The sequence below is a fragment of the Cupriavidus sp. CER-90 genome (assembly GCF_057652055.1).
In genome coordinates, this window is sequence record NZ_JBYGYM010000002.1 from 1,543,658 (window position 1) to 1,567,915 (window position 24,258).

The window sequence follows — 24,258 nt, forward strand, 5'->3', positions numbered from 1 at the left end:
GGCCGGATCCGGACATCCAACTGACATACGGCGGCGCATCGCGGGCGAAAAAAAGCCAACCCGGAGGTTGGCTTCTCTTGTGGTGGGGAAACTGCCGGGTCAGGCCAGCTTCTTGCCCGTACGGTCGTGCATGAACGCCAGCGCAACCAGGCTGATGGCCGCGGCGGCAATCACGTAGTACGCCGGGGCCAGCTTGTTGTGGGTGGACTCGATCAGCCACGTCACGATCAGCGGGGCGAAGCCGCCGAAGATCGTCACGGCGAAGTTGTAGGCCAGCGACAGGCCGGTGGAGCGCACTTCGGTCGGGAACTGCTCGGCCAGCACGGCCGGCGCCGGGCCCGTGAAGGCGGCCAGCAGGATGCCCAGCACGATCTGCACCTGCAGCAGCGTGGCGGTGGTCGGCGACACGTTGAGCCAGTGGAACAGCGGGTAGGCCAGCACCAGGATGGCCAGCGCCACCACGCTCAGCATGCGCTTGCGGCCCACGCGGTCGGACAGCATGCCCATCAGCGGGCACAGCACCAGGATGATGGCACCGCAGATGGCGGTGGACTGGAACGTCGCGCCCAGCGGCAGGCCCAGCTGCTGCTTGGCGTACGACGGCATGTAGAACACCAGCACATAGGTGCAGACCGTCCACAGGATGGTCACGCCCAGGCCGGCCAGCACTTCGCGCGGATGGTCGCGCAGCACCTGCGACAGCGGCGAGAACTTCACATTGTTGGCGCGACGCTCGGCCTGGCGCTGCTCGAACTCGGGCGGCTCTTCCAGGTGCGAGCGGATGTACATGCCCACCGGGCCGATCAGCAGGCCAAACAGGAACGGGATGCGCCAGCCCCATGCGTCGATCTGGGCCTGGTCCAGGCCGTTCGTGACCAGCGCGCCCATGGCGGCGCCGAGCATGAACGAAATGCCCTGGCTGGCTTGCTGCCAGCTGGCGTAGGCGCCGCGCTCCTCGTCGGGCGCATGCTCGATCAGGAACGCCGTGGCGCCGCCCACTTCGCCGCCGGCCGAGAAGCCCTGGATCAGGCGGGCCAGCACGATCAGCGCCGGTGCCCAGAGGCCGATCGATGCATAGGTGGGGGCCAGGCCGATGATGGCCGTACCCAGCGCCATCAGCAGGATGGTCAGCGTCAGCGCGGCCTTGCGGCCCACGCGGTCGGCGTAGACGCCCAGCACGATGGCGCCCACCGGGCGCATGAAGAAGCCCACGCCGAACGTGGCCACGGTCAGCAGGAACGACGTCAGGTCGTTGCCGGTGGGGAAGAACAGCTTGGCGATGATGACCGCGAAGAAGCTGTAGACGGTGAAATCGAACCATTCCAGGCCATTGCCGATGGTGGCGGCGATGATCGCGCGTCGTCGGGTGGCTTTGGACAGGTCGTTGGCGGATGCTGCAGTAACGGACATAAGGCTGGCTACAACGATGAAGGAACCGGTGGATGCCCCCGCCAGTGTGCCCCGGCGGTGACGCAAGCCAGCATCTTAAGGGATTCCTTACATCGATTCGTCATACGGATGTTCCGACAAAGGTTGTCGATGCATCACCTGTTGCCCAGGCTCCCGAACCGCGACGGCCCTAGCCGGCGCCGTGCCCATGATGGTTGGGCGTGTGGGGCGTCTGGGTGGGCGCGGTCAGGTCGAGCGGGGTCATGTCGCGGGCCGGCAACGGGCGCTTGCGCGTGAACCACAGCCAGGCGGCGCTCGAGAGCCAGCCGATGACGAAGACGGTGTCGCCGGCATGGTTGAGCAGGGCCGGCGCCAGCGGCGTGCCGAACGCGTCGGCCAGCATTTCGGCCGGCAGGCGCGCGACGATCCAGAGCAGCACGGCCGGGCCGCTGCCGTAAACGCCGGGCTGCCACCACAGCGCGTGGGGCAGGGCGTGCAGGGGATCGAAACGCTTTGACACGGGCTTTCTCCGGCGGATGCGTGAGCCGCATCTCTGGAGCACATCATAGGCCGATTCCTGTTACGGCCGCTGTCGGTGTTTGGGGAAACCGTTCGGGGTGTGTGCGGTATCCAACGCCCAGGGGCGCCGGACCTTCAAGTTTTTTGCAGGACTTGTCCGCAAAAGCCATGTGTCACGGCGTGACATCTTTGCCACACTGCGTCCATTGGATATCTCCGCTGAACGGCCCGACGCCATGACTACCCTCTTGCCCGCCATCTATGTGTCACACGGATCGCCGATGCTGGCGATCGATCCCGGCCCCACCGGCGCCGCGTTCGACGCGCTGGGCGTGCGCCTGCGCGCGTTGAAACCGAAGGCCGTGCTGGTGATTTCCGCCCACTGGATCTACAGCACGCTGGCCGTCAGCACGCGCGCGCGCCAGGAAGCCTGGCACGACTTCGGCGGTTTTCCGCGCGAGCTGTACGCGCTGCGCTACGACGCCCCGGGATCGCCCGACCTGGCCGCGCGCGTGAAATCGCTGATCGAGGCCGCCGCCATTCCGGGCGCCGGATTCGTGGCGGAAGACGAGGAACGTCCGCTCGACCACGGCGCCTGGATGCCGCTGCGCCATTTTTTCCCCGATGCCGATGTGCCGGTGGTGCAGCTGGCCTTCAACCCTTACCTGAGCCCGGCGACCCAGATCGAGATCGGCCGCGCGCTGGCGCCGCTGCGCGCCGAAGGCGTGCTGGTGATCGGATCGGGCAGCTTCACCCATAACCTGCAGGAAGTGTTCGGCGGCGGCGCCCGCAAGGCCCAGCATGGCCCGGAGACCGAGCCCTATGTGGACGCCTTCCGTGACTGGATGGCCGATGCACTGAACGATGCGCTGGCCACCGGCGACGTGAGCCGGATTGCCGACTACCGCGCGCAGGCGCCGTTTGCGCGCCGGGCCCATCCGACCGACGAGCACCTGCTGCCGTTCTACGTGACGCTGGGTGCGGCCATTGGCCCGGCCGCGACGGCAGGCAAGGACGCCAGCGTGGCCCGTGTGGCCGACGAAGTCACGTACGGCGTGCTGGCCATGGACACCTTCGTGTTCGACGGCATCGGCACCGGCCACGCACCGCTGCCCAAGGCGGCCTGATGGCGGCCTGATGGCTGCCTGATCCCGGCCGGCCCCGCGCTGGCGCCGGTCAGGTCGTCAGATAGCGCCGCACCGACCGCGCGCCGAACAGCGCGATATAGCCCATCGTCAGCGCCACCACGGCGATGCCGATGCGCAGGCTGGCCAGGTGCGCCACGCCGCCGATCATCACGGGGCCCAGCAGCAGGCCCACGTAGGCAAAGCGCGCCACGCGCGCGATGGCTTCGGCAGCGGTCACGCCGGGCAGGCGCGACGCCGCCACGAAGAAGATCGGCACCATGTTGGCGGCGCCCAGGCCCATCAGGCTGAAGCCGATCAGCGCGGCCAGCGGCCAGGGCACGGCAATGGCCAGGGCGATACCGGCAAAGCCCAGCCAGGCGCTGCCGGTCAGCGTGCGGGCATCGCCAAAACGGGCCCGCAGGCCGTCGCCGCCGAAGCGGCCGCAGGCCATGCCGCCCGAAAAGGCCGCGTAGCCGAAGCTGATCCATGCCAGCGGCGCCTCGGTGACCTCGCGCATGTAGACCGTGGTCCAGTCGTACATCGCCCCTTCGCCCACCAGCCCCAGAAACGCCATCAGGCCCAGCAGCCACAGGCCGCGCGTGGCGTGGTCCTTGTGATGATCGGCCGTGGGCAGCACCGGATGGTCGGCCAGCAGCCCGCGATGCGTGCCCAGCGCCACGGACGCCGTCATGGCCGCGATCAGCGCCGTGTGCAGCAGCGGCGGCACCTGCAGGCTCAGCATCAGCCCGCCAAATGCCGCGCCGATCATGCCGCCCAGGCTGAACATGCCGTGCAGCGCCGACATCACGGGCCGCGTGCTGCGGCTGGCCTCGACGGTGGCGGCCTGCGCATTCATCCCGACATCGAACATCGCATTGGCCATGCCGAATACCAGCAGCGCGGGCAGCAGCAGCGCGAAACTGGGCATGGCCAGGATCATCAGCGTCATGCAGGCAAACGCGACACCGCCCAGCATCGACGCCCGCGCGCTGCCCATTTTGCCCACCCAGCGGCCCACCGGCCCCATGACCAGGATCGCGCCGCCGGCCACGGCCAGCATGGCCAGCGACAGCATGGCGTCGGACAGCCCGAAACGGGCCTTGATGGTGGGAATGTGGACCCCCCAGGTGGCAAACGTGGCGCCATTGGCAAAGAACAGCGCCATGGTGCCGCGCGTGGCGCGCGAGACGGCCGACGGGGACGGGGCGGGAACGGAGACGGAGGGCGAAGGGGTTTCGATCGAATAATCAGACATCAGGAATCAGGACAATCGGCTACGGCCGGGTTCGGCCGGGTTCGGCCGGGACAACGAGGCACCGAGGCACGGATCGGAAACATTCAGGCCGGCGCGGCGCCAGGCCACAGCAGGCCGCGCTGGTGCAGGGCGAAGGCAAATGCGGCCAGTGCACCGATGGCCAGCGCCACCATGACCCACAGCATCAGCCAGTAGCCGCCGGCCACGCGCCAGAGCAGGGCGCCAATCCACGGCGCGGCGGCTTGCATCAGCAACACCGGGGTCATCATCAGCCCGTTCAGCGTTGCATAGTGATGACGCGAGATCAACTCGGGCATGGCCATCGCGCGCAGCATGGTGTTGACGCCGTTGGCGCAGCCATAGCAGACCGCCGCCACCATCAGCCAGTAGCCGTCGCCGAGCGTCAGGCACAGCAGGCCCAGGCTCATGACGATATACACCGGCATCGACAGCCGCACGGGATGATCGATGGGCAACCGCGCCATGGCCAGACGGCCCGCCACCTGGGCCGGACCGATCAGCGCCGCCACGACCAGTTGCTGGCCCACCGGCAGGCCCTTTTCGGTCAGCATCGGAATCAGGTGGGCGCCCAGCAGCGACGCGATCACGGCGGTGGCCGTGAAGGCCAGTACCACGGCCCAGAATACGGGCTGGCGCAGCGTGGTGCGCGTGATGCTGGGCGACGCGGCGGCGGCCAGCGGGGTGTGTGCGCCGGTATGTGAATAGCTGGGGTGCACCGCGTAGCGCAGCCGGGCGTGCAGCGGCGCGCAGACAAACAGGTTCAGCGCCGCGAAGATGACCAGCGTCTCGCGCCAGCCCAGATGCAGCACCAGCCACTGCCCGATCGGAATGAAGATGGTGCTGGCAAAGCCGGCGAACAGCGTCACCTGGACAATCGGCGTCTGGTAGCCATCGCCGAACGCCTGCCGCAGGACCACGAAGGCCGGTTCGTAGAGCGTGGACGCCATGGCCAGCCCCAGCGGCAGCCACATCAGCAGGAACAGCGCCGGCGACGGGCACCAGGCCCACAGCAGCAGCCCGATGGCGGCTAGCACCGACCCGATGCCCATCACCTTGCGCGCCGGCACGCGGTCGAGCAGGCGGCCCACCGCGAACGAGCACATCGCCCACACCAGCAGTCCGAGCGAGAAACCGCCGGCCAGGAACGGCTTGCCGTAGCCGAGCGAGTCGTTCATCGGGCCGATGAAGACGGTGAACGTGAAGTACAGCGTGCCCCAGCTGATGATTTCGGTGATGCCGAGGGTCCAGACGATCTGGCGAGGCGATAGCTGGGCCGGGGCTGCGGCGGAATCGGGGGCGGCGGAAGCGGTCATGGCGCGCCCGGCGCGATGGGGGGCGCCGGTGGCGGTGCGGTCAGTGGAGCGGAAATTGTATCGGCGCAGCCACGGGTGAGGGAAGGCGCACGCCGGGGGGTATCGAGCAGTCAGCCGCCAGAACCGCCGCTGTCCGGCGGGCCCTTCAGTTCGACGGTGTTGCCGTCGGGGTCCTTCACGTAGATCGACGGACCCTCGCCTTCGGCGCCATAACGGCGTTGCACCGGACTGGCATCTACATGATGAATACGCAGGTGTTCAAAAACCGAATCGGCATCGAACGGATCGATACGCAGGCAGAAATGGTCGAGATTGCGGCCTTCCGTACCCGGCCCTGCGCCGCCGGCCTTGCCGATGGGCCCGTCCAGCGACACCAGGTCGATCAGGCTGCCGCCGGCCCGCAACTGGGTGAGGCCAAAGGCGGGCTGTTCCTTTTCCACCGTGCAGCCCAGCACATCGACATAGAAACGCACCAGCCGCGCGACGTCGGCGGTGCGCAACACCAGGTGGTCGATGCCCCGGATCGCGAACATGGCGCGTGAATCCCGTGCGTGGCTACTTGTGCAGCCCGTCGTACTCGATCACCTTGAGGCTGGCCAGGTCCACGCCGTCCAGGCAGCGCGCGTTCACGGCGGCCGTGGGATTGCCCTGCGGATCGGTGGCCTCGGAGTACGGCCCGACGCCGCAGGTGGGGCAGAAGCGGTGGGCGATCTTCATCGTGTTGAAGCGGTAGGTGGACGCGTTCGCGTCGGGCGTCTTCAGCCGGAAGTTCGCCTTGGGCACGAACCAGAGCAGGTGGCCGCGCCGGCGGCACATCGTGCAGTTGCATTGCAGTACCTGCGTGAGCTCGCCGTCCGCCTCGAAGGCGACGCGGCCGCAGTGGCAGCTTCCCTGATACGTGGTCATGGTGTCTCCGGTTTGCCGTGTCTCGTGATGGGGGTCACTGGTCCGGGATCAGCCGCTTGCCCAGACTGACCGCCGCATCGCGGCCATAGCCGAGCCGGTCGTAGAACGCCAGCACGGCGTCGTTGGTCTCGCGCACCAGCAGGTTGATCTTCGGGCAGCCGCGCTCGATCAGCAGGGCCTCGGCGTGCGCCATCAGCATACGCCCGTAGCCGCGGCCCTGGAACCCGGGATGCACGGCCAGGTAGTAGACCCAGCCGCGGTGGCCGTCGTAGCCGATCATCGCCGTGGCTACCAGCTGGCCGTCCACTTCGCCCACGCGGAACAGCTCGGGCTGGGTGGTCAGCTTGCGCGCGATGTCCTTGTGCGGGTCGTTCCACGGCCGGGTCAGGCCGCAGGCCTTCCACAGGTCGACAACGGCGGTTTCATCGGCGGGGCGGTAGGGGCGGAGTTGCATGGGTCGGCCGGGAGTCATACGGGTTCCCAGTGTAGCCATGGCCGAACGGATGTTGAAAGGCCCCCCTCTTCTCCGGCCCCTCTTCGCCGGCCCCTCTCCCGCCGAGGCGGGAGAGGGCGAAAACCGTTGGCATTCGGAGGGGAGACCCCACGACGATCGACTACGCCGCCTGCTGCCCTGCCTGCGGATCGCGGAACCGCTTCAGCAGGCGGTCCCACTTGCCGCGAGCGGCCTTGAGGTTGTTGTCCTTGACGTGGCCGAAGCCGCGGATGTCGTCGGGCACGTTGGCCAGCTCCACGGCGGTGCCGTGGTTGGCGGCCGTCAGGCCCTTCGACAGCTCGTCCAGCAGCGCCCGGTATTCGCCGATCAGCGCGCGTTCGGTGCGGCGTTCCTCGGTCTTGCCGAAGATGTCGAGCGCACCGCCGCGCAGGCCCTTGAGTCTGGCCAGGATGCGGAACAGCGTCATGGTCGATGGGCCGAAGCGGCGCTTGACCAGGTTGCCCTTGTCGTCGCGCTTGGCCGTGGTCGGCGGCGCCAGCCAGAAATTCAGCTGGTAGTCGCGGCCCGGCTCGCCCTCGAACTGCGCGCGCAGCTTGTCGAGGAAGATCGGGTCGGTGTACAGCCGCGCCACCTCGTACTCGTCCTTGTAGGCCATCAGCTTGGCCAGGTTGCGCGCCGCCGCCTCGGTCAGCGGCAGGGGCTTGCCGGTGCCCACCAGCGCGCTTTCGGCCGCACGCACGCGGTTCACGACATCCCGATACTGCTCGGCGTAGGCCGCGTTCTGGTACTTGGTCAGCAGGTCCACGCGGTTGGCGATCAGCTTTTCGAGCAGCGCGCCGCTCGACGTCGGCAGCTTCACCACGTCGGCGCCCTCGGTCTGCGTCTTGAGCTTGCCGGCCAGCGACAGCACGTGGTCCGGGTCGTGGGCCATGTGGCGGCCCCAGTCAAAGGCGGCCTTGTTCTTGTCCACCGACACGCCGTTCAGTTCGATGGCGCGCTCCAGGGCCTCTAGCGTCAGCGGAATCCAGCCCTTCTGCCACGCGTAGCCCAGCACCAGCGGGTTGGTGTAGATCGTGTCGCCCAGCAAGGCCACGGCCAGCGCGCTGGCGTTGAGGAAGTCGCACTGCTCGCCCACGGCGTTGCGGATATCCTGCTCCGCCGACAGGCCCGGGAACTGCCACTTCGGGTCCTTGATGAATGCGGCGGTCGGGGTTTGCGCCGTGTTCACCACGGCGCGCGTGCGGCCCGACTGCGTTTTCGAGATGACCTCGTCGGTGGCCGACACGATGGCATCGCAGCCGATCACCAGGTCGGCCTCGCCCATGGCGATGCGCGTGGCGTGCAGGTCGTCGGGCCTGGCCGCGATCTGCACGTGCGACAGCACCGCGCCACCCTTTTGCGCCAGGCCCGCCATGTCGAGCACCGTCACCCCCTTGCTTTCCAGGTGCGCCGCCATCCCCAGCAGACCGCCGATGGTCACCACGCCCGTGCCGCCCACGCCCGTCACCAGGATGCCGTATGCGCGCCGGATCTGCGGCAGCGCCGGCAGCGGCAGGTCGGGCAGGCCGCTCATCGACACGCCACTGGCCTTGGGCTTGCGCACCTGCGCGCCTTCGGCCGTGACAAAGCTCGGGCAGAAGCCGTTCACGCACGAGAAGTCCTTGTTGCACGACGACTGGTTGATCTGGCGCTTGGTGCCCAGTTCGGTTTCCAGCGGCTCCACGGACAGGCAGTTCGACTTGACCGAGCAGTCGCCGCAGCCTTCGCAGACGGCGTCGTTGATGAACGCACGGCGTGCCGGGTCGGGGAACGTGCCGCGCTTGCGGCGGCGGCGCTTCTCGGTGGCGCAGGTCTGGTCGTAGATCAGGATGGTGCAGCCCAGCACCTCGCGCAGTTCGCGCTGGATCGTGTCGAGCTGTTCGCGCGGATGCACGGTCAGCCCTTCGGGCAGCCTGATCGCACTGTTGTACTTCTCGGGCTGGTCCGTGACGATGACGATCTTCTTCGCGCCTTCGGCGGCCACCTGGAACGCGATGTCCTGCACCGACAGCTGGCCGTCCACCGGCTGGCCGCCGGTCATGGCCACGGCGTCGTTGTAGAGGATCTTGTAGGTGATGTTCACGCCGGCCGCGATCGATGCCCGGATCGCCAGCAGGCCCGAATGGAAGTAGGTGCCGTCGCCCAGGTTGGCAAACACGTGCTGGTCGCCGGCAAACGGCGCCTGGCCGATCCAGGCCACGCCTTCGCCGCCCATCTGGCTGAAAGTGCTGGTGTTGCGGTCCATCCACACCGTCATGTAGTGGCAGCCGATGCCGGCCAGCGCACGCGAGCCCTCGGGCACGTTGGTGGACGTGTTGTGCGGGCAGCCCGAGCAGAACCACGGCTTGCGCTCGGCGGTCACGCGCGGCGTGGCCAGGGCGCGTTCCTTGGCGTGGATGATGGCCAGCCGCGATTCGATCCGCGCGCGGATATCGGCGGGCAGGTCGAACTTTTCCAGGCGCGTGGCGATGGCCTTGGCGATGATCGCCGGCGACAGTTCATAGTGCGCCGGCAGCAGCCAGTTGTTCTGCGGGATCGACCATTCGCCGCCCGCGTTGTCCTTTTCGTCGAACTTGCCGTAGACCTTGGGGCGCACGTCGTCGCGCCAGTTGTACAGCTCTTCCTTGAGCGCGTACTCCATGATCTGGCGCTTTTCTTCGACCACCAGGATTTCCTGCAGGCCTTCGGCAAACGCGCGCGCGCCGTGGGCTTCCAGCGGCCAGACGCAGCCCACCTTGTACAGCCGGATGCCCAGCTGGGCGCAGGTGGCGTCGTCGAGGCCCAGGTCGGACAGCGCCTGGCGCGTGTCGAGGTAGGCCTTGCCCGCGGTCATGATGCCGAAGCGCGCGTGCGGCGAATCGATCTCGATACGGTCGATCTTGTTGGCCCGCACGTAGGCCAGGCCGGCGTACCACTTGAAGTCCAGCAGCCGGGCTTCCTGCTCCAGCGGCGGATCGGGCCAGCGGATATTGAGCCCGCCCTGCGGCAGGATGAAATCGTCGGGCAGCACGATCTGCACGCGGTGCGGATCGAGTTCGACCGAGGCGGACGATTCCACCACGTCGGTCACGCACTTCATGGCCACCCACAGGCCCGAGTAGCGGCTCATGGCCCAGGCGTGCAGGCCGTAGTCCAGGTATTCCTGCACGTTGGACGGGTAGAGCACGGGCAGGCCGCAGGCCTTGAAGATGTGCTCGGACTGGTGCGCCAGCGTGGAGGACTTGGCCGAGTGATCGTCGCCGGCCAGCACCAGTACGCCACCATGCTTGCTGGAACCGGCCGAGTTGGCATGCTTGAAGACGTCGCCGGTGCGATCGACGCCGGGGCCCTTGCCGTACCACATGCCGAACACGCCATCGAACTTGGCGTCCGGATACATGTTGACCTGCTGCGAGCCCCACACCGCCGTGGCGGCCAGGTCTTCGTTCAGCCCGGCCTGGAACACGACGTTGTGCGCCGCCAGGTGCTTCTTGGCCTTCCAGAGCGACTGGTCGAGTGCGCCGAGCGGGGAACCGCGATAGCCGGAAATGAAGCCGGCGGTATTCAGGCCGGCGGCGCGGTCGCGTTCCTGCTGCAGCATCGGCAGACGTACCAGTGCCTGCGTGCCGCTGATGTAGATGCGGCCTCGCTCCAGCGTGTACTTGTCTTCGAGGGAAACGTTTTCGAGCGCGCGGCGGATGGCGTCGCTGACCGGTGGGGTCAGGGGGGCATTCATATGTGCTCCTCTTTGGGCCCTGCGTGGGGCATGCTGTCGGGATCACCGACACATCATTGATGGGCAGCCGTCCGTGGTCTCTTGTGGAGGCGTCGGGCGGCCGTGTCTCTGCGCGGCATGGTAGCACCGGCGTGCAGGCCGCGGTACCGTGCGATGCAGCATAAAACGCGCCAGATACCCCCGTGCTTTCCCGTATACGCCTATGCTGCACGTGTACACTGCGGTGCATCCAAATGGCGCGCGCGTCAGATCGATGATGTCTGCGCGCCACACGCCGGGAACGCCGCCATGGTGCAACCCGGCCCCATCCAGAAGAACCGAACATGACCAATTCCCCCCGCCAGGGCGCTACCCTGGCCGTGCTGATCGACGCCGACAACGCGGCGCCCGCCATCGTCGAAGGCCTGCTGGCCGAAGTGGCCAAGTACGGCGTGGCCGCCGTCAAGCGCATCTACGGTGACTGGACGCGCCCGAACCTGTCGGGCTGGAAGGACCGCCTGCTGGCCCACTCGATCCAGCCGATCCAGCAGTTCCGCTACACGGTGGGCAAGAACGCCACCGACAGCGCCATGATCATCGACGCCATGGACCTGCTCTACACGGGCCGCTTCGATGGGTTCTGCATCGTGTCGAGCGACAGCGACTTCACCCGCCTGGCGTCGCGCATCCGCGAGCAGGGCCTGACCGTCTACGGCTTCGGCGAGCGCAAGACGCCCAAGCCGTTCGTCACCGCCTGCGACAAGTTCATCTACGCGGACGTGCTGCGCGGCGATGCCGACACGGACGCCGATGCCGACACCGACACCGGCACGGCGCCGACGCGCCGCCGCAGTTCGCAGGAGCTGCGGCAGGACTCGCGCCTGGTGCGGCTGCTGCAGAGCGCATCGCAGGCCGTATCGGACGAGGACGGCTGGTCCACGCTGGGCGGCATCGGCAACTACATCGCCAAGCAGGCCCCCGAATTCGATTCGCGCAACTACGGCTACGGCAAGCTGTCGGAGCTGGTTGCCGCCACCAACCTGTTCGAAGTGGAAGCCCGCAACGGCGGCAACAACAAGACGATCTGGGTGCGGCTGAAGAAGCGAGGCAAGGGCGAGGGCGGCCAAGGCGGCCAGCAGGGTGGCCAGGCCCAGCAGGGCGGCCAGCCGCAGCAGGCCCAGCCGCAACCCCAGGCCCAGCGCCCGGCTCAGGTGAAGCCGGCACCGGCACCCATTCCCACGCAGACCGTGGCGCAGCCGGTGCCCCCGGTGGAAACGCCCGCGCCGGTGGTGGACATGGAAGCCCTTCCCGAACCCGCGCCCGCGCTGTCGGCAGACGACGAGGCAGCCGGCTCGGCCTCGACGCTGATCCCGGAGACCGTGGAAGCCGCCGACGAGATGCCGGCACCGCGCGGCAGGCGTTCCCGGCGTCCGGACGTGACGCTCAGCGAAACGCCATGGCCGATCGATCAGTCGGTATTCGCCGCACCGGGCACGACGGTCCTGGCGGCGCAGGTGACGGAGGCAGCGCCGGCGGTCTCGGCCGAGCCTGCCGCCGATGTCGCCGAGGCATCGTCGCCCGAAGCCGATACGGAGACCAAGGCACCCGCCAAGCGGAAGCCCGCCGCCAAGAAGGCCGCCCCGCGCAAGCGTGCGCCGGCGAAGAAGGCGGCCAAGGCTGCGGAATAAGCGTTAGCGGGCCCGCGCGGGCGCCGCGCCCTCTCCCCCGGCCCCTCTCCCGCTGTGCGGGAGAGGGGAGAACCCACGAGGTATTTCGAATGCTGGTGGTTTGCTCCCCTCTCCCGCCATGCGGGAGAGGGGTTGGGGGAGAGGGCCAGGCGCTTGAACGGCTACCGCTTTACCGCACCAGCTGATTGATCTCGATGATCGGCATCAGCACCGCCAGCACGATCAGCAGCACCACCACCCCCATCGTCAGGATCAGCAGCGGCTCCAGCAGGCTGGTCAGGAACAGCGTGCGGCGCTCCAGTTCCTGCCCTTCTCCGATGGCGGCGCGCTCCAGCATGATGGGCAGGTTGCCCGTGGCTTCACCGGATCGGATCAGGTGCACCAGCACCGGCGGAAACTGGTTCTGCGCGGCCAGCGCGCGGGCCAGCGACGCGCCTTCGCGCACGCGCGTGGTGGCGTCGTCGACGTTGTTCCTGAGCGCCACGTTCGTCAGCGTTTCGCCTGCGGCCTGCAGGCTGCGCAGGATCGGCACCCCGGCCGACACCAGGATGGCCAGCGTACTGGCAAAGCGCGCGGTGTTGTAGCCGCGAATCAGCTTGCCCACCAGCGGCGCGGTCAGCAGCCAGCGATGCCACGACAGCTTGATGTCGGGCTGCTTCAGCAAGCTGCGGATGATCGCCGAAATCACCGCGATCACGGCCACCGCGGCCCACCACCAGTTGCGCACGAAATCGGACAGCCACAGCATGATGATGGTCAGCATGGGCAGCTTCTGCTTGGTGTTGGCGAACACGCTGACCACCTGCGGCACCACGTACGACAGCAGGAAGATCACGATGGCAAACGCCACGAACGTGACGATGGCCGGATAGGTGAACGCCAGGCGGATCTTCGACGTCAGCTGGTTGCGCGTCTCGATATAGGTGGCCAGCCGCTCCAGCACCACGCCCAGATGGCCCGAGTGCTCGCCCGCCGACACCAGCGCACGATAGATATCCGGGAAGTCCTTGGGATGCTGGGCCAGCGCCACGGACAGCGAACTGCCGCCCATGACCTCGGCCCGGATGCCAGCCAGCAGTTCGTGCACGTACTGGCGCTCCGCCTGGTCGGCCAGCGCGCCCAGCGCTTCGTCGAGCGGCAGGCCCGACACGATCAGGCTGGCCAGCTGGCGGGTGAACAGCGCCTGCTCCTGCGTCGACAGTCGCCGCACAAAAAGGGTACTGCTGCTGCGCTGGGCCAGGCCGGCACCGGCCAGCGGATCGACGGTAAGCGGCGTCAGGCCGCGCGCACGCAACTGGGCGCGCGCCTGCTTGGGACTGTCGGCCTCGACGACGCCCCGGTCGGCGCGGCCGGTGGCATCGGCAGCTTCGTAGCGATAGGCAGGCATGCTGCGGTCCCCGGATTATTCGCGCGTCACGCGCAGCACCTCTTCCAGCGAGGTGGCGCCGCTGTCGATCCAGCGTTGCGCATCGCCGCGCATCGTGTGCATGCCCTTGGTCAGCGCCACCTGCTTGATCTCGGATTCCGGCTGCTGGCGATGGATCATGGTCTGGATCTCGTTGTCCACGGTCAGCAGCTCGTAGACGCCCATCCGGCCCTGGTAGCCCGAATGGCCGCACTTGTCGCAGCCCACCGCGTGCCACACGCGCTGCAGCGGCTTGCCCTGCGCGTGCAAGGCTTCCGACTCCGTCGCCTTGACCTCGATCACTTCCTCGCGCTTGCAGTGCGGGCACAGGCGCCGTACCAGCCGCTGCGCCAGCACGCCAAGCAGCGACGACGACAGCAGGAACGGCTCGATACCCATGTCCACCAGCCGCGTGACGGCCGATGCCGAATCGTTGGTGTGCAGCGTGGCCAGCACCAGATGGCCGGTCAGCGATGCCTGCACCGCGATCTGCGCGGTCTCCAGGTCGCGGATTTCACCGATCATCACCACGTCCGGGTCCTGGCGCAGGATGGCGCGCAGCGCCTTGCCGAACGTCATGTCGATACGCGGGTTGATCTGCGTCTGGCCGATGCCGTCGAGGTCGTACTCGATCGGATCTTCCACGGTCATGATGTTGGTCGTGTGCGAATCGAGCCGCGACAGCGCCGCGTAGAGCGTGGTGGTCTTGCCGGAGCCGGTCGGCCCCGTCACCAGCACGATGCCGTGGGGCTGGCGTACCAGGTGGTCGAAACCGGCCAGCGTTTCGGGTGCCATGCCCAGCCTGGCCAGGTCCAGCCGGCCGGCTTCCTTGTCCAGCAGACGCAGCACCGCGCGCTCGCCGTGGCCGGTGGGCAGTGTCGAGACGCGCACATCCACCGGGCGGCCGCCCACGCGCAGCGTGATGCGGCCGTCCTGGGGCAGGCGTTTCTCGGCAATGTCCAGCTGCGCCATGATCTTGATCCGCGAGATCAGCGCGCCGTGCAGCGCCTTCTTGGGCCGCACCACGTCACGCAGCGTGCCGTCCACGCGGAATCGCACCACCGACGACGACTCGAACGGCTCGATGTGGATATCCGATGCCTGCTCGCGCGCGGCCTGGGTCAGCAGCGCATTGATCATGCGGATGATCGGCGCGTCGTCCTCGGATTCCAGCAGGTCTTCGACGGCGGGAATGTCCTGCATCAGGCGCGACAGGTCCACCTCGCCCTCGACCTCGCCCACCACCTGCGCGGCCGAACCATCCTGGCGGTTGTAGGCATCCGACATCGCCGCGTCCAGCGCCGCCGGCTCCAGCACGCGCAGGTGCAGCGCGCCATGCACGCGTGCCACTTCGGCCAGCGCGGCCGGCGACGTCTGGCGGCTGACCCAGACTTCGAGCCCGTCCGGGCGCTGGTGCGCAATCAGCAGCGGCGCCTCGCGCGAGAACGAATACGGCACGAGCCGCGCCGCCATCGGCGACGGCGGCTCCAGGGGCGCTTCGGCTCCGGCGGCGGTGGCGAGTGTTTCGGTGGCCATGTCGATGATGCTCAGCTCTGCGAGGCCTGACGCGTCGCGAACGACTTGTCATTGAACGACAGCGGCCGCGGTGTCGCGGACTGGGGCGCCTGTTGCGGCGCTTGTTGCGGCAGCGGTTGCGGCGCCGGCTGCGAACCCGGCTGCGAACCCGGCTGCGAACCCGGCTGGCCGGGTGTCTGGTCCAGCGGCAGCGGACCCTGCTGCAGGGTGCCGCCGCGCGGATCCACGAACGGCGTGGTCGGCGCGTTGGCCGGCGGCAGCACCGGCGTCACCGCGTCATGCACGATCATGTTAGGCGACACGAAGCCTTGCTGCTGCGTGCGCATGTAGTCGTAGCGGTCCTGCGTCAGGCGGTCGGTGGCGGCCGTCGTACGCATCACATATGGGCGCAGGAACACCAGCAGGTTGGTCTTGGCGCGGTTCTTGTTTTCGTAGCGGAACAGCGAGCCGATCCAGGGGATATCGCCCAGCAGCGGCACCTTCTGCACGCCGTCGCCGTAGTTGTCCTCGATCAGGCCGCCCAGCACGATGATCTGGCCGTCGTCCACCAGCACGTTCGTCTCGATCGAGCGGACGTTGGTGGTCGGGCCCGAGGTATTGGCGAGCGTGCCGGCGACCACCGACGACGATTCCTGGTAGATCTGCATCTTGACCAGCCCGCCTTCGCTGATCTGCGGGCGCACGCGCAACGTGATACCGACGTCCTTGCGGTCGAAGGTCTGGAACGGCGTCACCGAGGCGCTGCTGCCGGTCTGCGCATAGGAACCGGTCGTGATCGGAATGTTCTGGCCGATCAGGATCTTGGCCTCTTCGTTCTCGAGCGTGATGAGGTTCGGCGTGGACAGCAGGTTGACGCTGCCATTGGTGCCCAGCGCCCGCAGCAGCGCGCCAAGGCCCAGGGCCTTGTTCACGACGCCCAGGTTCAGGCCGCCCGCCGTGGGCAGCAGCTGCTGGATCGCCGCCAGCCCGGCGGTCTTGTTCTCGCCGTAGAGCACGCCGGCCGCGGTCAGGTTGACGATGTTCTGGCCGCCCGTCCCGAAGTTCGTGCCGGCAAAGCCGGTCACGCTGCCGCCGCTGTTGACCAGGCCCTGCCACTGGATGCCCAGTTCGCTGGCCTGCGTGGACGTCACCTCGACGATCATCGATTCGATGTAGACCTGGGCACGGCGCGCGTCCAGATCGTCGATCACGCCGCGCAGGTTGCGGTAGACCGGTTCGCTGGCCGTGATGATCAGCGAATTGGTCGACGGATCGGCCTGGATGATGCCGCCCGTGGTGGGCTGCTGGTTCACGGCAAACGACGACGAGAACGCATTCGATCCGCCGCCCGAGCTGCCAAAGCCCGACGAGCCCGACCCGCTGCGGTTGTAGCCGCTGCTGCTGCCGCCGGTGTACTGGCCGCCTTGCGGCAGCGAGGTGGTCTGCGACATGGCCCCCGTGGCGCCGGCGATGCCGCCGGCCTGACCGCCCTGCGTCGAACTCGTGAAACTGCTATCCGCCGCGACGATGGCGCGCAGCGTGGCCGCCAGTTTCACCGCATCGGCATTCTTCAGCGGCACCACCCAGATATTGCCGGGGCGCGCATAGGGCTGGTCGATCTTCTCGATCAGCTGGCGCGCCTGCTGCACCCGGGCGCGGCTGGTGGCGCGAATAATCAGCGAATTGCTACGTGGCTCGGCGACGACGGTCGTGCGCAGCGACGCATCGCCGGCTGCCGCGCCGCCCCCGGCACCACCGGCCGCCGATGGGTCGAGCAGCTTCTGCAGCACCACGGCCGCATCGCTGGCCACGGCGTTCTTGAGCGGAACCAGTTCGACTTCGCCCGATGCCGGCGCATCCACGGCCGCGATGATGCGGGCCAGGCGGCGCAGGTTGTCGGCGTAGTCGGTGATCACCAGCGTGTTGTTGGCCGGGTAGGCGGTGATGGTGTTGTTGGGCGCGATCATCGGCCGCAGCACCGGCACCAGGTTGTTGGCCGACTCGTAGTTCAGCCGAAACACCTGCGTCACCACCTGGTCACCGCGGCCGACGCCGGCGCCGATCACGGTCGGCGACCCCTGCAGCTTGGCATCGGCTTCGGGCACCACCTTCGTGAAACCGTTGGATTCCACCATCGCGTAGCCCTGCATGCGCAGGACCGATCCCAGCGTTTCCAGCGCCTGGGCACGCGACACCGGCTGCTCGGTCACCAGGTTCACGGTGCCCTTCACGCGCGGGTCGATCACGAAATTCTTGCCCGTGGCCTGGCCCACCGCCTTCACCACCGATTCGAGATCGGCGTTGACGAAGTTCAACACCACCTGGTCACGGTTGCGTGGCGAGATGTCGTTGGGTTGCGGTACCTGCTGCTGCGGCTGCGCCCACGCCATGGCGGGCGACAGCAGCGACAGGGTGCACAGCAGCGCGGTAGCGCGGGCGCAGACGGTGCGGACGAGGTGGTGGTGTGCTTGCGTTGTCATCATCGGTTTCAGGCCCGGGCTTCGGCGATCAGAAGCGCAGCCTTGTCACGTTGTTTTCTGTTCGTCCCAGCAGGCTCAGCAGGCCCGCCAGCTGGGTGGCCGCCTCGGGGTCGGCATGGGCCGTACCTTCGAAGCGGGACTGCCGGCCGAGCGTGCCGCTGCCCTCCAGATGCAGCGGTCCGGCCGTGGTCTTCAATTGCAGGCGGCCGGCGGCGCCGGCCAGGTCGACTTCCGCGCGATAGCTGCCCAGCGGGCGCAGGCGACTCACCGCCGCCGACATCTGATCCAGTTGCAAGGTCAGATGCCCGAATGTCTGGTTGCCGGCAAACTTGCCCTGCAGCGCCGTCCAGTCGATCCGCATCGTGCCGTCCGGCCGCAGCGTGTTGAACGGGGCGCCAATGCCTTCCAGCAGCGACGCCGGCAGGCGGATGCCGCCCGACTGCACGGTCCAGCCGGCGGGCGTCACCGCCACCGCTACCGGCGCGGCCATCGTCATGTCCTGTTCCAGCACCAGCCGCAGCGTGCCGGTCAGCAATGGCCAGAACGCCACGTCCCAGGTCAGCCGGCCCGGCAGCACGGTCGATGTCTGGCTGCCCGCGCCGGCGGATAGCGCCAGCGTGGCGCTGCCATGCCACAGCGTGCCGGCCGCATCGGCCAGCAGCACGCGGCGTCCGCTTTCCGTGGCAATGCGTTCGGCCATCCACGTGGCGGGCAACGAAGCCGTCACCGTCACCACCACGGTTGCCGCGCCCAGCAGCGCCCAGCGCAGCCATAGCGAGCCGCGCGACGCGCGGACGCGCCGACGGGGCAGGCGCAGGGCCTCGAGCCGCGCCATCAGTTGCGGCCACCGGCACCGGGGCCTTGCAGCGTTGCCGTGACATTGACCAGCGCCGTGGCGCCGACATAGCTGATGCGGGCGTCCGTGACCTTGAGCCGCTGCTGGGCGCGCACATCCTGCAGCCAGCTGGCCACGGCGCCAAAGGCCACCTTGTCCAGCTGGACCTGCACGGCGTTGTCGCCGGTGGCCGCCAGGCGCGTGGCCTTCAGGCCGTGCTGCCCGAGGTTGTCCTGCAGCGCCTGGGTCAGCGCATCGCCGCGCAGCGACGGCGCCGGGCTGGCCTGCAGGCCGCGCGCTTCCTGCGCCAGCGTTTCCATTTCGGCCAGGTCGGCGCGCTGCGCCGGCAGGTTGCGCATCAGGCGGTCGCGGCCGGTCGCGGCCGGCTCCCACAGCACCAGGTAGCCGAACACCAGCACCAGCACCACCGCGCCACCGCCCAGGATGGCCTGTTCGCGCGGATTGCGGGCGTTCCAGAACGTGTCGAAGCGTTCGCGCCACGCGTCGGGCACGCGCGGGCGCAGCCGGCCAAGGCGGCCGAGGCGGCCAGCGGACGTACCCGTTGCGGCGGTGCCGGCGGCGGGGCGCTTGGCGGATGGACCGAACTTCATGCGCCGGCCCTGCCTTGCGCCGGACTGTCGGCGCGCGCTTCGCTCTTGATCGTCCAGCGCGAGCCGGGCGGGGTCGGGGCGCCGCCCGCACGCACGGCGGCGTCCGGCGGCGTCTTGTCTTCTTCCATCTGCAGGCCTGCTTGCCGCGCCGCACTGCGCAGCGCATTGGTATTGGTGCCCGGCTTGAGCGTGACATAGAGCGCCCCGGCGCGATAGTCGAGCTGCAGCAGCGCGTCGGGGGGCAGGCTGTGGGCGGCGCGTGCGAAGCCATCGGCCAGCGGCAGGAAATCGCTCGGTGTGCTGCGGCCGCTGGCGGTGCGCAGCTGTTCCATCTGGCGGCGCATCAGCAGCGGCGGCTCGGCCACCGGCGGCACGTTCGGAAAGGCGGTATGGAGGATATCGATCTGGGCGGCATCGATGCGCTTCGACTCCTGCCGCAACATCAGCCATTGGGCGTTCATGCCGATGATCTGCACCAGTGCCAGCCCGACGGCCAGCGCCACCGGCAGGCGCCAGGCCAGCACGTTCCAGCGGTCCATGCGGCCCTGCGCGAACTCGAACTGCGCCAGGTCGACCTGCGGATCGCGCAGGCAGGCTTCGGCGCCCGCCAGCCAGATGCGCCAGTTTTCGGAAATCCGCGATGCACGTGCGACCGGCCGCTGCGCACGCAGCGCGGGGACCGGCGCGTGGGCCAGTGCGGCAGGGTCGCCGTGCCATACGCCGGCCGGGGCCAGCACCTGCCAGGCGGCCAGGGCCTGGTCATTGAGCAACAGGCCGTAGCCGTCGTAAGGGCCGGTCCGGACCGTCAGCTGCCAGAGTCGGGCCGTGTCGGCGGCGGCCGGCGGCGGCGCGGCGGCGTCCAGCAGCGAGGCCGACTGGGCCAGCGCCGATGTCGCGGCTTCCACCACCAGCGTGGCCGGCTGGGCCGCGTCATCGGCCGTGGCGGGCGCCTCGGGGACAGAAGGCTGCGGTGCGGGGGCGGGCGCGGCGTCTCCGGCCATCGCCGGTTCCGGTGTCGGTGTCGGCGCCGGGACATCGACGACATCGACGACATCGACGACATCGGCGGGTGCCGGCGCCGGCGCGGTGGCTTCCTCCAGTGGCAGGCACAACTGGGCCGGCAGCACGTTGCGCCGGCGGTGCTTGTGTTCGGTGAACTGGTCGAGCGCGGCGCGCAGCCAGGCGCGGTCGGTGACCATCAGCAGGCGACGGCGCGGGCCGCGCGCCGGGGCGGCGGGATCGAGCGCCGGGCCCAGGGCGATATGGCAGGGCGCGGCGTCCGTGGCCAGCATGTCTTCCACCAGGTTCGGCAGGGCCAGCCGCAGCCGGGCGGGCGGCAGCGGCGGCACCATGGCTGCCGTGAGCAGCACATCGCTGGCGGCCACAATCAGGACCAGGCGGTCCGCCGCCGGCATTTCCGCCGCCAGGGCGTGGCCTTCGCGCAACAGCTCGGGCGCCGCAGACAGGCCGCCGGCGCGGCTTTTTTCCGCGGATGCCCGTACCAGCGCAAAAGGCATCGCGCCAAACTGCCACGGTTGCGGCTGGTCATGCGGCCGGTGCGGCAGGCGGACGTAGAGCGTGGTACTCAAGATTTCCCTGTTGTCTGTGGCGAAGATGCGCTGGAGGCGCGTGACGGGCCGGTCAGCCGCCCGCTGGCGCCCCTGGCGCCATGCGCCGGCGCAGGCTGGCGGGCACAATCCCCGGGCTGGCGGCAGTTGGCGGCACCGGACCCGGCTCGGCGCAGCAGCATACCTTGCCTGTGTGACTTACGCGCGTCAATAGTGGTCCGACTGATTCTGCAGAACGTTGATTCCTACACGCATCCGGGCAAAAACGGCTTGCGGGCTGGCCCCGTTTCAGCGTTGCTCGGGCATGGCGTCGGCGTCGCGGGTCCAGATGATCCTGGTGGTGTTTCCGCTGCCCAGCACGTCGGCCCGGAACACCAGCGACACCTTCAGGCGGCGCGCCCGCTCGTGCCGGACCAGTCCGTAGATCAGGAAATAGTGCGTGCGCACGTCCACCGCGTCGCCGGGGTTGACCGCCTGTGGGGCAATACCTTGCAGTTGGGACGTCACGTCGCCGGTGTTGTTGAAGTAGCTGCGGTCGCGCTGGCGCACCAGCTCGCGCGCCCGGTCGAGCGGCAACTTGTCGATCACGGCGGACAGGACTTCGGCTTCGGCGGTGTTGGCGTTGACCTTGGACCGTTCGGGCAACACCGTGACGAACGGCTCGAGCACCGCCACCATTGCCGGCGTATAGCCGGGCACGGCGAGCAGGTCTTCCACGCTGTCGGGCGGACGCGGCGCGGGCTGGCCATTCGCCGAAACCCCACGGGCCGCGCGCAGGAAATACTGCGCGGTCGGCTCGGCCAGGCCGGCGTTCATGCCCAGCGTTTGAAGCAGGCGCCGGAAGGCCAGCAGCGACGGCTGGTCGATATTGGCCACGCGGCCCGTGCCATCGGCCTGCCAGATATAGAGGTTGGTCAGGTTGAAGCGCGCCTGCGCGTCGAGGATGCGGCCGGACACGAACGATGTCTCGCCGCCTTCGGACGTGCTGACGCCCGCGCCCAGGAAGTCGGACAGCCGGGTCTCGGCCACGGGCACCGACCACGGTTCGCCCAGGTAGTCCACCTGCGAGCGGCGCTGGTCGTCGCGCAGGATCAGGCGCGACCAGTCCACCGCCGCCCGTTCGATCCAGGCAGCCTGGGCCACCAGCCGCTGGTTCTCGATCGAGCGGATCTGCACCTGCTGGCGCCACAGCATGCCGGATACCACCACCACGGCCAGCGTCACCATCAGCAGGGCCGTCACCACGGCGGCGCCTTGCTGGCGGCGCGGGCGCATGCGAAACGATGCGGGGAAGGGCGCGCGTGTCATCACATCCCCGTCATGCAGATTTTCTGGAACTGCCGCGTGGCATCGCCGTCGCCCATGCGCGCAAACACGTTCAGTTCGACGGCACGCACGGCCACGCTGTTCGAGATCGTGCCGAGTCCGGCCTGGGCATCGCTGGCGCCCGTGGCGGCCGCCGCGGCCGCTGCCGCCGCCTCGGCCGCGTTGGCCACGGCGCTGCCCTGCATCAGCGCGGCACGTATGCGGCCGGTATCGATCAGCCAGCCTGCCGGCTCGACCCAGGCACGCGCCGACAACTGGTCGGCGTTGCCCAGCAGCGGGCGAATCTGCAGGCCTGCGCTGCCCGGCTGGCGCAGGGCCATCAGCGCGCCCTGCACGTCGTTGCGGGAATAGGCGGCGCGGCTGGCCGCGCGTACGACGGTATTGCCGTCGAGCCGGTAGGCCACCACCTGCCAGGACGGCGGCTGGCCTTCGTCGCGGCGGTCGCGCACCAGCAGCAGCTGGTTGGCGCCGATCTCCACGGGGCTGGCCTGCAGCTGGGCCGGTTGGGCCAGGTGCTCGCAATCGGACTGGAACTGGCCGTAAAGCACCTTCAGCGCATCGAGCCGGGCGTCGTGGTCGGTCAGCCGTTCGCGGCTGCGGGTCAGGGAATCGAGCGCGCGCCAGCCGATGACGGCCATCACCGCCAGCAGCGTGATGGCGACCAGCATCTCCAGCAGCGTGAACCCGCGCCGGGCACCGGGCCGCATGCGGCGCTCAGAGAACATTGCGGGTTTCATTGGGCACCAGCGTGACCAGCCACGCCAGCCGCACCGACTTGTTGCCGGCGGATGGATAAACGGCGACTTCCACGCGACGGAACGACGGGTTGGGCGTGGCCGAGACCAATTCCTCGCACCACAATGCCACGCCGCCCTGGGGGCAGTCGTAGCCGCGCGTGCCCGGTTCGGGCCAGGTCTTGGACAGCCGCAGCGTGGCCAGGTGGTTTTCGGCGCTGAACTCGGCCAGCATGCGCTGCTGCAGCGACGCGCTGGACTCGACCATCGATCCCATCGCGCGCATGGCGGCGGTGAGCGCCACGGCCAGGATGGTCAGCGCGACCAGCACTTCGATCAGCGTGAAGCCCCGGGCCGGGGGGCGGTTGGGGAAGGGCGGGCGGATCATTGCGTCACCGTCGCCACGTAGCGGCCGCTGCCGTCGCCGGTCACGTCCACGCGGATGTCGCCGCGCGTCAGCACCAGCCGCTGCGGTTCGTCGATCAGTTCGCGTCCGAAGACCAGCCGTATCGGGCCGGTGCCCAGCTGGCGGCCGCCCTGTACCACGACCGCGCCATCCAGCGGAATGCGCCAGTGGCCCGGCGCAAAGACGTCGGTGCGCATCGGCACCCAGCCTTGCGGCGTGGATTCCAGAAAACGCCATCCCGAAGCGTCGCCTTCCCAGGCCAGCGGCCGGGCGCCGAGCTGGGCATCTTCCTGGGCCAGTTCGAACAGGCGGGCGATGCGCTGGCCATCGTCGAGTACGCGGCCGCGATCATTGGGGGTGGCGTTGACCGCCACCAGGGAGATGACGATGCCGGCGATCACCATGACCACCAGCAGTTCGAGCAGCGTGAAGCCGTGCAGCCGGCGGCGCTGGAGTAGGGCGGACTGGCCGCGCGGCGTCGCCGGAGTCATGAAGGGAAGGGGTGGGGTTTATTCCCAGTTGCCGATATCCGCGTCGTTGCCGCTGCCGCCGGCCTGGCCGTCGGCGGCAAAGCTGAACACGTCGATCTCGCCGCGCACACCCGGGTTCAGGTACTGGTACGGATGGCCCCAGGGGTCCTTGGGCAGCTTTTCCAGATAGCCGCCGCCCTTCCAGTTGTTGGGGATCGGCTCGGTCGTGGGCTTGTTGACCAGCGCCGCCAGGCCTTGCTCGGTGGTCGGGTAGCGGCCGTTATCCAGGCGATAGAGCTTGAGCGCCTGCATGATCGACGAGATATCCTGACGCGCGGCAACGATACGTGCCTCGTCGGGACGGCTCATGATCTTGGGCACCACCAGCGCCGCCAGCACGCCCAGGATCACGATCACCACCATGATTTCGATCAGGGTGAAGCCGCGGGCGAGGCGGCGATGAAGTTGCGTCCGGAGGGCGGCAGTCTGGGTCACGGTTCTGC

21 protein-coding genes are annotated in these 24,258 nt (G+C 68.7%); 2 read left to right on the forward strand and 19 right to left on the reverse strand.

Annotated features, from left to right (window positions below):
* Positions 1-99: 99 nt before the first annotated feature.
* Positions 100-1,410 (reverse strand): MFS transporter, encoded by a 1,311-nt coding sequence (locus AC24R4_RS17645; RefSeq protein ID WP_092602366.1) that lies wholly within the window; start codon positions 1,408-1,410, stop codon positions 100-102.
* 169 nt (positions 1,411-1,579) lie between these two features.
* Positions 1,580-1,867 carry a hypothetical protein gene (locus AC24R4_RS17650; RefSeq protein WP_400395985.1) on the reverse strand — a complete coding sequence of 96 codons (288 nt, stop codon included), beginning with the start codon at positions 1,865-1,867 and terminating at the stop codon, positions 1,580-1,582.
* A gap of 277 nt (positions 1,868-2,144) precedes the next feature.
* Here AC24R4_RS17650 and AC24R4_RS17655 point away from each other — a divergent pair, with 277 nt between their 5' ends.
* A complete protein-coding gene (locus AC24R4_RS17655) occupies positions 2,145-3,035 on the forward strand; it encodes a DODA-type extradiol aromatic ring-opening family dioxygenase (protein ID WP_400395195.1) in 891 nt (296 codons plus the stop codon).
* 49 nt (positions 3,036-3,084) lie between these two features.
* On the opposite strand, the gene AC24R4_RS17660 is transcribed toward AC24R4_RS17655, so the two are convergent.
* The 6 genes from AC24R4_RS17660 to AC24R4_RS17685 all read right to left on the reverse strand — a co-directional run bounded on the left by AC24R4_RS17660 (position 3,085) and on the right by AC24R4_RS17685 (position 10,738).
* Positions 3,085-4,200 carry an MFS transporter gene (locus AC24R4_RS17660; protein ID WP_400395205.1) on the reverse strand — a complete coding sequence of 372 codons (1,116 nt, stop codon included), beginning with the start codon at positions 4,198-4,200 and terminating at the stop codon, positions 3,085-3,087.
* A 173-nt stretch (positions 4,201-4,373) separates the two neighbouring features.
* Positions 4,374-5,624 carry an MFS transporter gene (locus AC24R4_RS17665; RefSeq protein WP_400395197.1) on the reverse strand — a complete coding sequence of 417 codons (1,251 nt, stop codon included), beginning with the start codon at positions 5,622-5,624 and terminating at the stop codon, positions 4,374-4,376.
* A 110-nt stretch (positions 5,625-5,734) separates the two neighbouring features.
* Positions 5,735-6,157 (reverse strand): VOC family protein, encoded by a 423-nt coding sequence (locus tag AC24R4_RS17670; RefSeq protein WP_400395199.1) that lies wholly within the window; start codon positions 6,155-6,157, stop codon positions 5,735-5,737.
* Between the two features lie 22 nt (positions 6,158-6,179).
* Positions 6,180-6,530 carry a GFA family protein gene (locus AC24R4_RS17675; RefSeq protein ID WP_400395201.1) on the reverse strand — a complete coding sequence of 117 codons (351 nt, stop codon included), beginning with the start codon at positions 6,528-6,530 and terminating at the stop codon, positions 6,180-6,182.
* A 34-nt stretch (positions 6,531-6,564) separates the two neighbouring features.
* Entirely contained in the window at positions 6,565-6,984 is a 420-nt protein-coding gene (locus tag AC24R4_RS17680; protein WP_400395203.1) for a GNAT family acetyltransferase, read from the reverse strand.
* A 160-nt stretch (positions 6,985-7,144) separates the two neighbouring features.
* Positions 7,145-10,738 carry an indolepyruvate ferredoxin oxidoreductase family protein gene (locus AC24R4_RS17685; protein ID WP_400394125.1) on the reverse strand — a complete coding sequence of 1,198 codons (3,594 nt, stop codon included), beginning with the start codon at positions 10,736-10,738 and terminating at the stop codon, positions 7,145-7,147.
* A 323-nt stretch (positions 10,739-11,061) separates the two neighbouring features.
* Here AC24R4_RS17685 and AC24R4_RS17690 point away from each other — a divergent pair, with 323 nt between their 5' ends.
* Entirely contained in the window at positions 11,062-12,405 is a 1,344-nt protein-coding gene (locus AC24R4_RS17690) for an NYN domain-containing protein (protein WP_400394123.1), read from the forward strand.
* Between the two features lie 169 nt (positions 12,406-12,574).
* Here the strand turns inward: AC24R4_RS17690 and gspF are convergent, their stop codons facing one another.
* The 11 genes from gspF to gspG form a co-directional block, all read right to left on the reverse strand.
* Positions 12,575-13,792 (reverse strand): type II secretion system inner membrane protein GspF, encoded by a 1,218-nt coding sequence (gene gspF, locus AC24R4_RS17695; RefSeq protein WP_400394121.1) that lies wholly within the window; start codon positions 13,790-13,792, stop codon positions 12,575-12,577.
* A gap of 15 nt (positions 13,793-13,807) precedes the next feature.
* Positions 13,808-15,283, reverse strand: coding sequence for a type II secretion system ATPase GspE (gene gspE, locus AC24R4_RS17700; RefSeq protein ID WP_400394127.1), 1,476 nt, complete (start codon positions 15,281-15,283; stop codon positions 13,808-13,810).
* Between the two features lie 74 nt (positions 15,284-15,357).
* On the reverse strand, positions 15,358-17,805 hold the full coding sequence (gene gspD / locus AC24R4_RS17705) for a type II secretion system secretin GspD (RefSeq protein WP_487523426.1): 2,448 nt from the start codon (positions 17,803-17,805) through the stop codon (positions 15,358-15,360).
* A 28-nt stretch (positions 17,806-17,833) separates the two neighbouring features.
* Positions 17,834-18,640: a type II secretion system protein N gene (locus AC24R4_RS17710; RefSeq protein WP_400393948.1), complete on the reverse strand. Its 807-nt coding sequence runs from the start codon at positions 18,638-18,640 to the stop codon at positions 17,834-17,836.
* Positions 18,640-19,251 carry a type II secretion system protein M gene (locus tag AC24R4_RS17715; RefSeq protein WP_400393947.1) on the reverse strand — a complete coding sequence of 204 codons (612 nt, stop codon included), beginning with the start codon at positions 19,249-19,251 and terminating at the stop codon, positions 18,640-18,642. Before AC24R4_RS17715 ends, AC24R4_RS17710 begins: the two co-directional genes overlap by 1 nt.
* On the reverse strand, positions 19,248-20,840 hold the full coding sequence (gene gspL / locus AC24R4_RS17720) for a type II secretion system protein GspL (RefSeq protein ID WP_400393945.1): 1,593 nt from the start codon (positions 20,838-20,840) through the stop codon (positions 19,248-19,250). The genes AC24R4_RS17715 and gspL overlap by 4 nt, the downstream gene beginning before the upstream one ends.
* Positions 20,841-21,107: 267 nt before the next feature.
* Entirely contained in the window at positions 21,108-22,127 is a 1,020-nt protein-coding gene (gspK, locus tag AC24R4_RS17725) for a type II secretion system minor pseudopilin GspK (protein WP_400393943.1), read from the reverse strand.
* Positions 22,127-22,882, reverse strand: a complete 756-nt coding sequence (locus AC24R4_RS17730) for a PulJ/GspJ family protein (protein ID WP_487523427.1) — start codon at positions 22,880-22,882, stop codon at positions 22,127-22,129. Before AC24R4_RS17730 ends, gspK begins: the two co-directional genes overlap by 1 nt.
* A complete protein-coding gene (gene gspI / locus AC24R4_RS17735) occupies positions 22,860-23,267 on the reverse strand; it encodes a type II secretion system minor pseudopilin GspI (RefSeq protein ID WP_400393939.1) in 408 nt (135 codons plus the stop codon). Before gspI ends, AC24R4_RS17730 begins: the two co-directional genes overlap by 23 nt.
* Entirely contained in the window at positions 23,264-23,776 is a 513-nt protein-coding gene (locus AC24R4_RS17740; RefSeq protein WP_400393937.1) for a prepilin-type N-terminal cleavage/methylation domain-containing protein, read from the reverse strand. Before AC24R4_RS17740 ends, gspI begins: the two co-directional genes overlap by 4 nt.
* An 18-nt stretch (positions 23,777-23,794) precedes the next feature.
* Positions 23,795-24,250 carry a type II secretion system major pseudopilin GspG gene (gene gspG, locus AC24R4_RS17745; protein WP_400393935.1) on the reverse strand — a complete coding sequence of 152 codons (456 nt, stop codon included), beginning with the start codon at positions 24,248-24,250 and terminating at the stop codon, positions 23,795-23,797.
* Positions 24,251-24,258: the final 8 nt, after the last annotated feature.

Excerpts from the sequence above, each read along its gene's own strand:
- AC24R4_RS17685 (WP_400394125.1), bottom strand. The coding sequence starts at position 10,738 with ATGAATGCCCCCCTGACCCCACCGGTCAGCGACGCCATCCGCCGCGCG.
- AC24R4_RS17740 (WP_400393937.1), bottom strand. The coding sequence starts at position 23,776 with ATGACTCCGGCGACGCCGCGCGGCCAGTCCGCCCTACTCCAGCGCCGC.
- AC24R4_RS17655 (WP_400395195.1), top strand. The coding sequence starts at position 2,145 with ATGACTACCCTCTTGCCCGCCATCTATGTGTCACACGGATCGCCGATG.
- gspF (WP_400394121.1), bottom strand. The coding sequence starts at position 13,792 with ATGCCTGCCTATCGCTACGAAGCTGCCGATGCCACCGGCCGCGCCGAC.
- AC24R4_RS17690 (WP_400394123.1), top strand. The coding sequence starts at position 11,062 with ATGACCAATTCCCCCCGCCAGGGCGCTACCCTGGCCGTGCTGATCGAC.
- AC24R4_RS17710 (WP_400393948.1), bottom strand. The coding sequence starts at position 18,640 with ATGGCGCGGCTCGAGGCCCTGCGCCTGCCCCGTCGGCGCGTCCGCGCG.
- AC24R4_RS17680 (WP_400395203.1), bottom strand. The coding sequence starts at position 6,984 with ATGCAACTCCGCCCCTACCGCCCCGCCGATGAAACCGCCGTTGTCGAC.
- gspI (WP_400393939.1), bottom strand. The coding sequence starts at position 23,267 with ATGATCCGCCCGCCCTTCCCCAACCGCCCCCCGGCCCGGGGCTTCACG.
- AC24R4_RS17665 (WP_400395197.1), bottom strand. The coding sequence starts at position 5,624 with ATGACCGCTTCCGCCGCCCCCGATTCCGCCGCAGCCCCGGCCCAGCTA.
- AC24R4_RS17730 (WP_487523427.1), bottom strand. The coding sequence starts at position 22,882 with ATGAAACCCGCAATGTTCTCTGAGCGCCGCATGCGGCCCGGTGCCCGG.
- AC24R4_RS17715 (WP_400393947.1), bottom strand. The coding sequence starts at position 19,251 with ATGAAGTTCGGTCCATCCGCCAAGCGCCCCGCCGCCGGCACCGCCGCA.
- gspE (WP_400394127.1), bottom strand. The coding sequence starts at position 15,283 with ATGGCGGCGCGGCTCGTGCCGTATTCGTTCTCGCGCGAGGCGCCGCTG.
- gspK (WP_400393943.1), bottom strand. The coding sequence starts at position 22,127 with ATGACACGCGCGCCCTTCCCCGCATCGTTTCGCATGCGCCCGCGCCGC.
- AC24R4_RS17660 (WP_400395205.1), bottom strand. The coding sequence starts at position 4,200 with ATGGCGCTGTTCTTTGCCAATGGCGCCACGTTTGCCACCTGGGGGGTC.
- AC24R4_RS17645 (WP_092602366.1), bottom strand. The coding sequence starts at position 1,410 with ATGTCCGTTACTGCAGCATCCGCCAACGACCTGTCCAAAGCCACCCGA.
- AC24R4_RS17670 (WP_400395199.1), bottom strand. The coding sequence starts at position 6,157 with ATGTTCGCGATCCGGGGCATCGACCACCTGGTGTTGCGCACCGCCGAC.
- AC24R4_RS17675 (WP_400395201.1), bottom strand. The coding sequence starts at position 6,530 with ATGACCACGTATCAGGGAAGCTGCCACTGCGGCCGCGTCGCCTTCGAG.
- gspD (WP_487523426.1), bottom strand. The coding sequence starts at position 17,805 with ATGACAACGCAAGCACACCACCACCTCGTCCGCACCGTCTGCGCCCGC.